The following is a 13,074-nucleotide window of genomic DNA, read 5'->3' on the forward strand; positions in this document are numbered from 1 at the left end:
GCCAGCCCTAGGAGCAGGGACGGTTACGATCAGGGATCGACGAGCCATCCATCGATCTCGCCGCCGATCCCCCCGGGATCGACCGATCACCCCCGATCACCTAGTCGACGACCCACGAGGACGCAACGCTCTTGTTCGCCACACTGTCTGACCGCCTCACTGCGACCTTCAAGAACCTTCGCGGCAAGGGCCGGCTGTCCGAGGCCGACATCGACGCCACCGCGCGCGAGATCCGCATCGCGCTGCTCGAGGCCGACGTCGCGCTGCCGGTCGTCAAGGACTTCGTCGCCGCCGTCAAGGAGCGCGCCCGCGGCGAGGAGGTCAGCGGTGCGCTGAACCCCGCCCAGCAGGTCGTCAAGATCGTCAACGACGAGCTGATCTCGATCCTCGGCGGGGAGACCCGCCGGCTGCGCTACGCCAAGACCGGCCCGACGGTGATCATGCTCGCCGGTCTGCAGGGTGCGGGAAAGACGACGCTCGCCGCCAAGCTCGCGCTGTGGCTCAAGGAGCAGGGCAAGACGCCGATGCTGGTCGCCTGCGACCTGCAGCGCCCCAACGCCGTGCAGCAGCTCCAGGTCAACGGACAGAAGGTCGGCGTCCCGGTCTTCGCCCCGGAGCCGGGCAACGGCACCGGCGACCCCGTCTCGGTGGCCCGCGCCTCGATCGAGGAGGCCAAGCGCAAGCTGCACGACGTGGTCATCGTCGACACCGCCGGCCGCCTCGGTGTCGACGCGGAGATGATGGCGCAGGCCGCCGGCATCCGCGACGCCGTGCAGCCCGACGAGATCCTGTTCGTCGTCGACGCGATGATCGGTCAGGACGCGCTGTCCACCGCGCGGGCCTTCCTCGACGGTGTCGGGTACGACGGCGTCGTCCTCACCAAGCTCGACGGTGACGCCCGCGGTGGTGCCGCGCTGTCGATCCGCCACGTCACCGGCCGGCCGGTCATGTTCGCCTCCAGCGGCGAGAAGATGACCGACTTCGACGTCTTCCACCCCGACCGGATGGCCTCGCGCATCCTGGACATGGGCGACGTGCTGACCCTGATCGAGCAGGCCGAGAAGGCCTTCGACCAGGAGGAGGCGCTCAAGGCCGCGCAGAAGCTCACCGGTGGCGACTTCACCCTCGACGACTTCCTGTCGCAGATGCAGCAGCTGAAGAAGCTCGGCTCGATGCAGAAGATCCTCGGGATGCTGCCCGGGATGGGACAGATCCGCGAGCAGCTGGAGAACTTCGACGACCGCGAGATCGACCGGATCGAGGCGATCATCCGCTCGATGACCCCGGCCGAGCGGGCCAACCCCAAGATCATCGACGGCTCCCGCCGCGCCCGCATCGCCAAGGGCTCGGGCCGCAGCGTCAGCGACGTGAACGGTCTCGTCGACCGGTTCTTCGAGGCCCGCAAGATGATGATGCAGATGGCCCGCGGCGGCGGGATGCCCGGCATGCCGGGGATGCCCGGAATGCCGGGGATGCCCGGCATGGGCGGGCCCGGCGGCGGCAAGCGGCTCAACGCCAAGCAGAAGCAGGCGAAGGCCAAGGGCAAGGGCGGCAAGCGCCGCTCCGGCAACCCGGCCAAGGCCGCGCAGGAGGCGGCCGCCGCGAAGGCCAAGGCGGCTGAGGCGAAGCCGAACCCGTTCGGCATCGGCGAGGACATCGACTACGAGGCCGCCGCCGACCAGCTGCAGCTCCCCAAGGACTTCTCCAAGTTCTTGAAGTGAGCCCCCGGAAGCCTCCCGGCTCGGTCCTGGTCGTCGACGGCGCCAACGTCGTCGGCGCCCGGCCAGACGGTTGGTGGAAGGACCGGGCCGGTGCCGCCCGGCGCCTGCACGAGGAGCTCCTCGTCGCCGACGTCGACCAGGACGTCGTGGTGCTGGTCCTCGAAGGGCAGGCCAAGGCCGGGGTCCGGGCAGGCCGCGACGCCCACGTCCGCACGGTGCACGCCGCCCGCGACGGTGACGCCGCGATCGTCGAGGAGACGCGGCGCGCGGTGGAGGCGGGCTCGCGGGTCGTCGTGGTCACCGCCGACCGGGCGCTGGACGCCCGGGTGCACGGCGTCGGAGCGACGACGATGTCCCCGACCTGGCTGCTGTCCCGGCTCTGAGCGGGACCATCCACAGCCGCTGAGGGCCCTCTTGTCCTACCCTCGCCCGGCCACCACCGTGGGCGCGGTGAGTGACTCCCCGGACCGGCTCGCGCCACTGCTCGCCATGCAGAGCGGGGTGGTGGCGCGACACCAGCTGCGTGCCCTCGGACTCGCCGACCACGACATCGCGCGGATGCTGCGCCGGCGCTTGCTGACCCGGGTCCACCCGGGCACCCATGTCGACCACACCGGACCGCTGTCGTGGGACCAGCGCTCCTGGGCCGCCGTGCTGGCCTGCTGGCCGGCGGCAGTGGCGGGCGAGTGCGCCCGGCGCGCGGCCGACCTGCGGCACCGCGACAGCGCCGACGACGGACGACCGATCGAGGTCGTCGTCGACTTCGCCCGCAACCTGCGAGCGCCGCCCGGCGTGTCGGTGCGTCGTACCCGGCACCTGCGCCGCGACGTCGACTGGTCGATGCTGCCGCCGCGGCAGCGTCCGGAGCAGTGGGTGCTCGACCTCGCGGCTGCCGCCGCGAGCGAGCTGGACGCCGTCGCGGTCGTGGCCGACGCCGTCGGCGCCCGTCGGGTACGTCCCGAGCAGCTCCGGTCGGCGCTGGCTGGACGTGCCAGGATTCGGCGACGCGGGTTCCTCGCGGCCCTGGTCGAGGACGTCGCTGCCGGCACCTGCTCGGCGCTGGAGCACGGCTACCTGCACCGGGTGGAGCGTGCGCACGGACTCCCTGCGGGCGCGAGGCAGTTCCTGGTCCCCGGAAGGAGTCGGGCCTACCGCGACGTGGAGTACGTCGGCCTGGGCACGATCGTGGAGCTGGACGGTCGGATGCACCACAGCGGGATCCCGCATCGGGACCGAGACATGGCGCGTGACCTGGAGGCCACGCAGGACGACCGGCTGACGGTGCGTCTCGGGTGGGGACAGGTGTACGGCGGCCAGTGCCGCACCGCTTCCGCCGTGGGCGCGATCCTCGCCGCGCGAGGCTGGCGGGGGACGCTGCGTCGCTGCCCCGAGTGCCCGGATGGTCCGGTGCGGCCGTGATCGTGGTGATCTCCGCGCACCCCGTGCACGCAGATCCCCACGATCCCCGCCGACGCCGGTGGGCGTTGGTAGCGTCCGCGCTGTGAGTGCACTGCGGTTCTCCGGCCCGGTCCTGCCCGACGGCGAGGTGCGCGAGGTGTTCGTGCTCGACGGGCGCGTCACCTACGAGCGGCCGACGGGCGCGCAGAAGGCGGGGGAGGGCTGGATCCTGCCGGGCCTCGTGGACGCGCACAACCACCTCGGTCTCGAGGACGGCGGCGCGATCAGCGACGAGCAGATCGAGGAGCAGGCCCTGGCCGACCGCGGCAACGGCGTCCTGCTCACCCGCGACTGCGGCTCGCCGTCGGACACCCGGTGGGTGCAGGAGCGCGAGGACCTGCCGCGGCTCATCCGCTGCGGCCGGCACGTCGCCCGGACCCGGCGCTACATCAAGAACTACGGCCACGAGGTCGAGCCCGAGGCGCTCACCGACACCGTGGCCGAGCAGGCCCGAGCCGGTGACGGCTGGGTGAAGCTCGTCGGCGACTGGATCTCCCGGGAGGCCGGCGACCTCGCGCCCTCCTTCCCCGCCGACGCGGTCGCGGACGCGATCGAGGTCGCCCACGCCCACGGCGCGAAGGTCACCGCGCACTGCTTCGGCACGGACTCGATCTCCCCGCTGCTCGATGCCGGCATCGACTGCATCGAGCACGGCACCGGGCTCACCCACGAGCACCTCGAGCGGATGGTCGCCGCAGGCGTCGCGCTCGTGCCCACCGTGCTGCAGACCACCAAGTTCCCCGAGTTCGCCGACGCCGGGCGGGAGAAGTTCCCCGACTACGCGCACACGATGGAGCAGCTCTACGCGCGGCGCCGGGAGGTGCTGATGAACGCCCACGACGCTGGCGTCGCGCTCTACGTCGGCAGCGACGGCGGCGGCTCCACCCGCCACGGCGTGCTGCACGAGGAGATCCTGGCGATGATCGAGATGGGCCTGAGCGCCGAGTACGTCATCGGCGCCGCCTCCTGGCGCGGCCGGGAGTGGCTGGGCTTCAACGGTGGTCTCGACGAGGGCGCGCCCGCCGACTTCGTGGTCTACCCGCGCAACCCGGTCGAGGACCCGTCGGTGCTCGCCGAGCCGTCGTACGTCGTGCTGCGGGGCCGGGTCTACTGACGCGGGAGAGGTCCGCCCGGGTCGATTCGGCACCCGGACGGGTGGTCTGGCAGACTGGGCGACTGAGTTCTGTGTCGACCGGACCCTCTCAACCGGGCGGCGCAGCACCCGTCCGAGTCCGGGCACCGGTGTTCCCCACCTGGCCGTCCGTGCCTCACCCACCACAAGTTCTCAAGGAGACACCACAAACGTGGCCGTCAAGATCCGTCTGAAGCGCCTGGGCAAGGTCCGGGTTCCGCAGTACCGCATCGTCGTCGTCGACTCGCGCAAGAAGCGCGATGGCGCCGTGATCGAGGAGATCGGCAAGTACCACCCCAAGGAGGAGCCGTCGCTCATCGACGTCGTCTCCGACCGGGCGCAGTACTGGCTCGGCGTGGGCGCCCAGCCCTCCGAGGCCGTCGAGGCGATCCTCAAGGTGACCGGCGACTGGCAGAAGTTCAAGGGCATCGACGGCGCCGAGGGCACCCTGAAGGTCAAGGAGCCCAAGCGCGACAAGCTCGAGATCTTCAACGAGGCCCTCAAGGAGGCCGCCAAGGAGCCCAAGGGCGCCGCGGTGACCACCAAGAAGTCCGAGAAGTCCGAGAAGAAGGCCGACAAGGCCGACAAGCCCGCCGAGGAGACCCCGGAGGCTCCGGCCGCCGAGGCTGCCGCCGAGACGCCGGCCGAGGCCTGAGCAGATGCTCGCCGACGCGCTGGAGCACCTCGTCCGCGGAGTGGTCGAACACCCCGACGACGTGGTCGTGCGCGACAAGCAGCTTCGCCGCGGTTCGGTGCTCGAGGTCCGGGTGCACCCCGACGACCTCGGCAAGGTGATCGGGCGCAGCGGCCGCACCGCGACCGCGTTCCGCACGGTCATCTCGGCGCTGGCCGGCAGCAACGGCACCCGGGTCGACTTCGTCGACACCGACCGCCGCTGAGGTTCACCGAGGTCTGAGGACCTCACCACGAACGGGCGTCTCCCCACCGGGGAGGCGCCCGTTCGCACGTTCACGGCGCCACGCTCTAACCTCTGTGCGTGAGCAGCCAGGACAGCATCGAGCTCGTGATCGGCCGGATCGGCAAGCCGCACGGCATCCGCGGCGAGGTGACCGTCGACGTACGCACCGACGAGCCGGAGCGGCGCTACGCGCCCGGCGCCGTGCTGAGGGCGCAGGCCCCGCGCGGCTCGGCCTTCACCGCGCCCACGCTCACCGTGGCCCGCACCCGCTGGCACCAGGGCACCCTGCTGGTCACCTTCACCGAGCTGGGTGACCGCAACACCGCCGAGGGCGCCCGCGGTGTCGTCCTGCACGCCCAGGTGCCCCTCGACGAGGCACCCGAGGACCCGGACGAGTACTACGACCACCAGCTGGTCGGTCTCGCCGCCCACGACCTCGACGGCCGCCACCTCGGCGAGGTCGTCGGGCTGGTCCACGGAGCCCAGGACCTGCTGCGGGTCCGCACCCCCGAGGGTCGCGAGGGCCTGGTGCCGTTCGTGGCCGCGCTGGTGCCCGAGGTCGACCTGGCCGGCGGCCGGGTGGTCATCGCCGACCGGCCCGGCCTGGTGACCCCGTTCCCCGACGACCAGGACGCCCGAGAGAACGACCGTTGAGCGCACCGGCGGCGGCCATGCGGCTCGACTACGTGACGATCTTCCCGGACTTCTTCGCGCCGCTGGCGCTCTCGCTGCCCGGCAAGGCCGCGGCCAAGGGTCTGGTGGCGTTCGGCGTGCACGACCTGCGCTCGTTCACCCACGACCGGCACCGCACCGTCGACGACACGCCGTACGGCGGTGGGGCTGGCATGGTGATGAAGCCCGAGCCGTGGGGGGAGGCGTTCGACGCTCTGCTGCCGGCCGACACCCACGCCGACGCCGACGCCGGCCGCCCCACCGTCGTGTTCACCACCCCCTCCGGCGAGCCGTTCGACCAGGCGCTGGCCGCCGAGCTCGCCACCCGCGAGCACCTCGTCTTCGCCTGCGGGCGCTACGAGGGCATCGACCAGCGCGTCATCGACCACGCCCGTGAGCGGGCCGAGGTCCGCGAGATCAGCCTCGGCGACTACGTGCTCAACGGGGGAGAGGTGGCGGCGCTGGCCATCACCGAGGCCGTCGTGCGGCTGCTGCCCGGCTTCATGGGCAACGCCGAGTCGCTGGTGGAGGAGTCGCACTCGGCCGAGACCGGCGGGCTGCTGGAGTACCCCGTCTACACCAAGCCGCCCACCTGGCGCGGTCGTGAGGTGCCCGAGGTGCTGCGCTCCGGCGACCACGGCAAGGTCGCCCGCTGGCGCCACGAGCAGGCGGTACGACGCACCGCCGAGCGCCGTCCGGACCTGCTGGCGCCCTCGGTGCTCGACGACGGCACCCCGATCGTGCGCGCGGTGCCGGCCGACGCCGCCGAGCTGCTGGTCCTGCAGCGCGCGTGCTGGGTGCAGGAGGCGCTGGCCAACGACAGCCTCGACATCCCGGCCCTGCACGAGTCGCTCGACGACGTGCGGGCGTGGCTGACCGAGTGGGACACCTGGGTGGTGCGCCGCGCCGGGCGGCTGGTCGCGGCGGTCCGCGGCCGGCTGGAGGGTGAGGACACCTGGGACATCGGGCGGATCATGGTCGCCCCCGACCTGCAGGGCTCCGGCCTCGGGCGGGTCCTGCTCGAGCACATCCAGCAGGTAGCGCCGGCGTCGGTGACGTCGTACGTGCTGTTCACCGGGGCCGGCAGCGTGCGCAACCAGCGGATGTACAGGAAGGCCGGCTTCCGGCTGCGCCCGAACCTGCCGGCCCCGGCGGGCGCCGTGGTGCTGACCAAGACTGTTCACCGACCCGATACACGACGCACGAACCTGTAACAAGGAAGAAACCTCGACCGAGATTCGGCGAAACGAGCGGTCGTCAGGATCGGCACCAGACGCGGCCAGCAATGTTGCCCGGCCCGCCGGCCCACTCCCGAGTCTCAGTGAGGAAACCGCATGTCCGTCGATCTCTCATGGCAGTTGATCTGTGCTGCCCTAGTGCTGTTCATGACGCCTGGACTGGCGTTCTTCTACGGCGGCCTGGTGAAGCAGAAGTCCGTCGTCTCCATGATGATGCTGAGCTTCGGCTCGATCGCCGTCGTGGCACTGCTCTACGTCCTGATCGGTGGCACGGGCATCACCGACGGCACGACCGGTGGCTGGAAGCTCTTCGGCAACCCCTTCGCGGACCCCGGCATGAGCGACCTCATGACCGGTGTCGGCGGCGGCGAGGCGGAGAACGCCTTCGGCGCCCACGCGTTCCTGGTGGCCTTCTGCATCATCACCGTCGCGCTGGTCTCCGGTGCGGTCGCCGACCGCGCCCGGTTCTGGCCGTGGATGCTGTTCGCGGCACTGTTCACCATCTTCGTGGTGTTCCCGAGCTTCCGCTGGATCTGGGGCCTCGACAGCAACGGTGACGCCAACGGCTGGCTGGCCACCGACGTCTGGGGCCTCGGCGTCGGTGCCCTCGACTGGGCCGGCGGCACCGTGATCCACCAGTCCGCCGGCGCGGCTGCGCTCGCTCTCGCCCTGGTCCTCGGCCAGCGCAAGGTCGGCTTCTCCAAGGAGGAGTCGCAGCCCCACAACGTGCCGCTCGTCCTGATCGGTGCCGCGATCCTGTGGTTCGGCTGGTACGGCTTCAACACCGGCGTCTACGGCGCTGACGAGGGCCAGACCTCGCTGATCTTCTTCAACACCCTGATCGCCCCGGCCGCCGCGCTCCTCGGCTGGATCGTCGTGGAGTCCATCAGGGAGGGCAAGGCCACCGCCGTCGGCGCCGCCTCCGGCATCGTCACCGGCCTGGTCGCCATCACCCCGGCCTGCGCCTTCCTGACCCCCGTCTGGGCCCTGGTGCTCGGCCTGGTCGCCGGTGCCGTCTGCGCCCTGGCCGTCGACCTGAAGTTCAAGCTCGGCTTCGACGACACCCTCGACGTGGTGGGCATCCACCTCGTGGCCGGTTTCATCGGCTGCCTGTGGGTGGGCATCTTCGGCGCCGAGGCGCTGACCGGTGGCAGCCTGGTGTTCGGCGGCGAGATCAAGCTGTTCCTCGCTCAGCTGCTCTCCTCGCTCACCGTGATCGCCTTCTCGTTCATCGTCTCCTTCGTCTTCGCCACGATCATCCAGAAGACGATCGGCTTCCGGGCCAAGGAGGAGGACGAGGTCGCCGGCATCGACCTGGTGCTGCACGGCAGCGGCTACGCGCTCAACTGATCACTCCTCGCCACAGCAGGCCCGTCCCGGACTCCGGGGCGGGCCTGCTCGCGTCTGTGGCGGACGGGGAGGGCCGGCCGGGCGGCTCGGTCAGCCCGGCGCTCGGCGGTCAGTCACGCAGCCGGCGCGCGGAGTCCTGGATCCGGGTGCTCAGCTCCTCCACCTCGTGCAGCACGTCGGTGGCCAGCCACACCGGCGCCTTGCGGGTGCGTCGTACCCGGGTGAGGATCTTCGCGGCGGCGACGGTCTCGATCGCCTCCTCTGCCTCGTCGGCCCCCAGGCCGACGGACCGCTCGACCAGCTCCACGTTGAGGATCGGCTGCTCGGTGAGCAGGTCGAGCAGCCGGAACACCGCGCTGCCGGGCCGGGCCTCGGGCAGCGCGCCGCCCCAGCGCTCCCGGGTGGCGAGCAGGTTGGTGGCCGCGGTCCACGACTCCGCGGTGGCGATGCGGATGGCGGTGGCCATCATCGCCACGATCGTGCTGGCGTTGCCGGCGCGGTAGTCGTTGAGTGCTGCGAAGTAGGAGTCGCGGTGCGTGACCAGGGCGGAGGCGATCGGCACGGTCAGGTGCCGCGTGGAGCGACGGCGGCGCAGGATGGCGTGGATCAGGGTCCGCCCGATCCGGCCGTTGCCGTCGATGAACGGGTGGATCGACTCGAACTGGGCGTGCGCGATCGCCGCCTGGACCACCGGCGGCAGGTCGTCGCGGTTGCAGAAGGCGAAGAGGTCGTCCAGGTAGTCCGGCACGGTCTCCGGCGGGGGAGGCACGTGCAGCGCGTCGCGGGGGGAGTAGTCGCTGCCGCCGACCCAGTTCTGGGTGGTGCGGAAGCGTCCCGCGCGGTGCGCCTCGTCGGGGTTGGTGCGGAACAGGTCGTGGTGGGCGCGCAGCATCGCCTCCGCGCTCACCTTCCGCGTGGTGTCCGCCTCCCGGATCATCCGGGACAGCGCGGCGGTGGCCGAGGCCATCGAGGTGGCCGAGGCGTTCGCGCCGGACCCGAGCAGCGCCCGGCCGTAGTCGGCGAGGCTGGCGTCGACGTTCTCGATCTTCGAGGAGTCCACCGACTCCGTGCGCAGCTGCAGGTGGTTGAGCGCCTTGAGGGTGCGGCCGTGCACCAGGTCGAGGTGGCTCAGGTCGCCGACGCTGGCCGTGGTCATCGCCCGCAACGGACGGTCCATCGGGTACTCACGCTCCGCGATGTACGGCGGCCGCGACACCGTCACCTCGCGGACCAGCCGGTCCACGCGCGGGCCGCGCGTCGTACGCTGGCGCCACCAACGCACCTCGGCCGTGTGCGGCGCCCAGTCGCGCAGGGGCGGGACGTCGCTCATGGGTCCATCCTTCACCGTGGCGCGCACCCGCCGCGCCCGGTCCTGGATTTTCGTCGCGCGTGCCTGCTGTGGGAGGATCACGGGTCGGTGCTGCGGCCGCTTCTGCCACAGGGGAATCGTCGCCCGCGCACCGAGATCGATCCCACCCCCCTAGTTCCGCGGCTGACCTGTGGCATTCGCGAGGAGACACCATGAGCAAGCCCAGCCCCGCCCTGGTCACCGAGCTCGGCAACGCTGCCAAGCGTGACGACGTCCCCGACTTCCGCGCCGGTGACACCATCAAGGTCCACGTCAAGGTCGTCGAGGGCAACCGCTCCCGCGTGCAGATCTTCCAGGGCGTCGTGATCCGCGTGCACGGCTCCGGTGTCGGCCGCACCTTCACCGTCCGCAAGGTCTCCTTCGGCGTCGGCGTGGAGCGCACCTTCCCGCTGCACTCCCCGATCTTCGAGAAGATCGAGATCGTCACCCGCGGTGACGTGCGCCGCGCGAAGCTGTACTACCTGCGCAACCTGCGCGGCAAGGCCGCCAAGATCAAGGAGCGCCGCGAGGCCTGATCCGCCGCTCCCCGAAGGCCCGACCGGTTCCCGGTCGGGCCTTCGTGCTTCCCGGGTGGAGGCCCCGCCTAGACTCGCTCCCTGTGACCCACCACGACGCCGACGACGACGCCGGGATCCCGGCCGGCGATCCGGCCGGTGGACCGGGCAGGAGCAGTGGGTCGGACGGTTCGGGCAGCGGGTCGGAGCCCGTCGAGAAGGCGGCGTCGGGACGGCCCGGGCGCAAGGCCAAGGAGCGCAAGCACCTGCCGGTGTGGCAGGAGAGCCTGCTGCTGCTGGCGGTCGCGCTGGCGCTGGCCGTGCTGATCAAGGCGCTGTTCGTGCAGGCCTTCTACATCCCCTCGGAGTCCATGGAGCCGGGCCTCGTCAAGGACGACCGGATCCTGGTGGAGAAGGTGTCCTACTGGTTCGGCAAGACACCGGAGCGCGGCGACGTCGTCGTCTTCGAGGACCCCGGGCAGTGGCTCGGTCCCGCCGACCTCGACGCGCCGACGGGGATCGCCAACCTGCTGTCCAAGGTCGGTCTCTACCCGACCGGCGGACACCTGGTGAAGCGGGTGATCGGCATCGAGGGCGACGTGATCGTGTGCTGTGACGACGAAGGTCGCCTCGAGGTCAACGGCAAGGCGTTGGACGAGTCGAGCTATCTCGGCCCCGACCCCGGTGCCTGCGACGCGCCGGTCGACGACTGGATCACCCAGCGCAAGACCGCGCTGGCCCGGCCGTGCTCGTGGACCGTCGGCCCGGTGCCGAAGAACAAGCTGTTCGTGCTGGGCGACAACCGCGGCCACTCCGCCGACTCGCGGGCCCACCTGTGCGGCCCCGACGAGGACCCGTGCACCGAGAGCCCGTGGGTCGACACCCGCCTGGTCGTCGGCAAGGTGTTCCTGCTGATCTGGCCGCAGGACCGCTGGCGCTGGATCGGACGACCCGAGACGTTCAAGAGCATCCCGGCCTCCCCGCCAGCCGACCTGGTGAAGCGCGCCGAGAAGCTCGCCGCCCGCTGACGGAGACGCGATGTCGATCCTGCCCAAGGGAGCCACGGTACGACGCGACGCCGGCATCTACGGCTACGAGCGCGCGCTGCGTCGCCACGGCCTCGAGCCCATCGCCGGGGTGGACGAGGCCGGCCGCGGTGCCTGCGCCGGACCGCTGGTGGCGGGCGCGGCGATCCTGCCCGGCGGCCGGGCGGGGATCATCCCGGGCCTGGCGGACTCCAAGCTGCTGACCGCGGCCGCCCGGGAGCGCTGCTACGAGGAGATCGTGCGCCGCGCCGTGGCCTGGTCGGTCGTCGTGGTCTCCCACGAGGAGTGCGACCGGCTCGGCATGCACGTGGCGAACATCGAAGCGCTGCGCCGGGCGGTCGCGAAGCTGGAGGTGCCGGCCGCCTACGTGCTCACCGACGGGTTCCCCGTCGACGGGCTCGGTGCGCCTGGGCTGGCGATCTGGAAGGGCGACCGGGTCGCGGCGTGCGTGGCGGCGGCGTCCGTGCTCGCCAAGGTCACCCGGGACCGGATCATGCTCGAGCTCGACACGCAGTGGCCGGCGTACGACTTCAAGACGCACAAGGGCTACATCACCGCCACCCACACCGCGGCGCTGGCCGAGCACGGGCCCTCACCGGTGCACCGGATGCGGTTCGTCAACGTGCGCCGTGCGGCCGGGCTGGAGCCGCTGGCCGAGATGGACGGCTAGAGTCGAGCCCGTGAGTGCCGAGGAGCTCGAGAAGTACGAGACCGAGCAGGAGCTGAACCTCTACCGGGAGTACCGGGACGTCGTCGGCATCTTCAAGTACGTCGTGGAGACGGACCGCAGGTTCTACCTGTGCAACACCGTCGACGTGAAGGCGCGCTCCGAGGGCGGTGACGTGTTCTTCGAGGTCACCATCGCCGACGCCTGGGTCTGGGACATGTACCGGCCCGCGCGGTTCGCCAAGAACGTCAAGGTGCTCACCTTCAAGGACGTCAACGTCGAGGAGCTCGCCGGCTCCGACCTCGAGCTGCCCAAGTCCTGACGCCGGGCGCTCCCGCGGCGTCGATCGCGGATCGCCGGGTCCCGGTGGCGGCCTGGTTCGAATGGACTACACGGACTACTCCGTCCGGGCAGAATGACCCGGGATCTGTTCCGCCGTCGTCGTGACGACCATTACTGTTCGACCCCGACGGTGCCGCTCGGGGGCAGGCATGGGGAAGTGATGGCGGGGAGGCCGGCCGAGATGAGTCGTGTGGGGCGCGGGGGACGTGCGCGCCGGGAGCGCGGCGCTGCGGCCGTGGAGTTCGCGCTGATCGTGCCGGTGTTGTTGATCCTGGTCTTCGGGATCATCGACTTCGGGTTCATGCTCAACGACCGGCAGGCGGTCAGTCAGGCTGCCGCGGAGGGAGCGCGTGCTGCGGCAGTCGCTGTAGGCGGGGACGAAGAACGAGAAGCGGCTGCAGCAAGTGCCGCACGCGACGCGCTCTGCCGTTCCGATGCCGACACGTGTGCCGTCGCAGTCGAGGCTTCTGTGGACCCGTGCACCAACGACGGAACGGCAGATTGCGCGACGGTGACGGTGAACCTGCCCTTCGAGGAGAAGATTCCGCTCCCGATCCCTGGCGGCGGCAAGTTCGTGTTCCCCAGGACGCTGTCCTACACCGCTGTGGCTCGGGTGAGCTGACTTGGCTCGCCGCTGGCATCCACGACGCAGGGACGACCGTGGCG

The 13,074-nt window shown here is 71.2% G+C and carries 15 protein-coding genes; 14 read left to right on the forward strand and 1 reads right to left on the reverse strand.

All coding sequences use genetic code 11. From position 1 onward, the window contains the following. Positions 1 to 131: 131 nt before the first annotated feature. The 9 genes from ffh to KG111_RS05340 all read left to right on the forward strand — a co-directional run bounded on the left by ffh (position 132) and on the right by KG111_RS05340 (position 8,490). Positions 132 to 1,721 (forward strand): signal recognition particle protein, encoded by a 1,590-nt coding sequence (gene ffh, locus KG111_RS05300; protein ID WP_205291727.1) that lies wholly within the window; start codon positions 132 to 134, stop codon positions 1,719 to 1,721. After that, positions 1,718 to 2,104 carry an NYN domain-containing protein gene (locus KG111_RS05305; protein WP_205291726.1) on the forward strand — a complete coding sequence of 129 codons (387 nt, stop codon included), beginning with the start codon at positions 1,718 to 1,720 and terminating at the stop codon, positions 2,102 to 2,104. The genes ffh and KG111_RS05305 overlap by 4 nt, the downstream gene beginning before the upstream one ends. A gap of 67 nt (positions 2,105 to 2,171) precedes the next feature. Continuing rightward, the gene (locus tag KG111_RS05310; protein WP_205291725.1) at positions 2,172 to 3,140 is read left to right on the forward strand and encodes a hypothetical protein; all 969 of its coding nucleotides are present in this window, start codon (positions 2,172 to 2,174) and stop codon (positions 3,138 to 3,140) included. 82 nt (positions 3,141 to 3,222) lie between these two features. Next, entirely contained in the window at positions 3,223 to 4,293 is a 1,071-nt protein-coding gene (locus tag KG111_RS05315; RefSeq protein ID WP_249666311.1) for an amidohydrolase family protein, read from the forward strand. A 190-nt stretch (positions 4,294 to 4,483) separates the two neighbouring features. Further along, positions 4,484 to 4,966 (forward strand): 30S ribosomal protein S16, encoded by a 483-nt coding sequence (rpsP, locus tag KG111_RS05320; RefSeq protein WP_205291723.1) that lies wholly within the window; start codon positions 4,484 to 4,486, stop codon positions 4,964 to 4,966. A 4-nt stretch (positions 4,967 to 4,970) separates the two neighbouring features. Beyond that, a complete protein-coding gene (locus KG111_RS05325) occupies positions 4,971 to 5,210 on the forward strand; it encodes an RNA-binding protein (RefSeq protein ID WP_205291722.1) in 240 nt (79 codons plus the stop codon). Between the two features lie 98 nt (positions 5,211 to 5,308). After that, a complete protein-coding gene (rimM, locus tag KG111_RS05330) occupies positions 5,309 to 5,884 on the forward strand; it encodes a ribosome maturation factor RimM (protein ID WP_249666312.1) in 576 nt (191 codons plus the stop codon). Then, positions 5,881 to 7,116, forward strand: a complete 1,236-nt coding sequence (gene trmD, locus KG111_RS05335; protein WP_240195761.1) for a tRNA (guanosine(37)-N1)-methyltransferase TrmD — start codon at positions 5,881 to 5,883, stop codon at positions 7,114 to 7,116. Before rimM ends, trmD begins: the two co-directional genes overlap by 4 nt. A gap of 120 nt (positions 7,117 to 7,236) precedes the next feature. Beyond that, positions 7,237 to 8,490 carry an ammonium transporter gene (locus KG111_RS05340; protein WP_205291721.1) on the forward strand — a complete coding sequence of 418 codons (1,254 nt, stop codon included), beginning with the start codon at positions 7,237 to 7,239 and terminating at the stop codon, positions 8,488 to 8,490. 109 nt (positions 8,491 to 8,599) lie between these two features. Here the strand turns inward: KG111_RS05340 and KG111_RS05345 are convergent, their stop codons facing one another. Beyond that, positions 8,600 to 9,820: a Fic family protein gene (locus KG111_RS05345; RefSeq protein WP_205291720.1), complete on the reverse strand. Its 1,221-nt coding sequence runs from the start codon at positions 9,818 to 9,820 to the stop codon at positions 8,600 to 8,602. Positions 9,821 to 10,011: 191 nt separating this feature from the next. Here KG111_RS05345 and rplS point away from each other — a divergent pair, with 191 nt between their 5' ends. From rplS to KG111_RS05370, 5 genes are all read left to right on the forward strand, one after another. Further along, positions 10,012 to 10,374, forward strand: a complete 363-nt coding sequence (gene rplS / locus KG111_RS05350) for a 50S ribosomal protein L19 (RefSeq protein ID WP_205291719.1) — start codon at positions 10,012 to 10,014, stop codon at positions 10,372 to 10,374. Between the two features lie 83 nt (positions 10,375 to 10,457). Further along, entirely contained in the window at positions 10,458 to 11,381 is a 924-nt protein-coding gene (lepB, locus tag KG111_RS05355; protein ID WP_249666313.1) for a signal peptidase I, read from the forward strand. A gap of 10 nt (positions 11,382 to 11,391) precedes the next feature. Then, on the forward strand, positions 11,392 to 12,069 hold the full coding sequence (locus tag KG111_RS05360; RefSeq protein ID WP_205291718.1) for a ribonuclease HII: 678 nt from the start codon (positions 11,392 to 11,394) through the stop codon (positions 12,067 to 12,069). 10 nt (positions 12,070 to 12,079) lie between these two features. Further along, positions 12,080 to 12,388, forward strand: coding sequence for a DUF2469 domain-containing protein (locus KG111_RS05365; protein ID WP_205291717.1), 309 nt, complete (start codon positions 12,080 to 12,082; stop codon positions 12,386 to 12,388). Positions 12,389 to 12,643: 255 nt separating this feature from the next. Continuing rightward, a complete protein-coding gene (locus KG111_RS05370) occupies positions 12,644 to 13,030 on the forward strand; it encodes a TadE family protein (protein ID WP_205291716.1) in 387 nt (128 codons plus the stop codon). Positions 13,031 to 13,074: the final 44 nt, after the last annotated feature.

This window comes from Nocardioides faecalis (assembly GCF_018388425.1).
GTDB lineage: Bacteria > Actinomycetota > Actinomycetes > Propionibacteriales > Nocardioidaceae > Nocardioides > Nocardioides faecalis.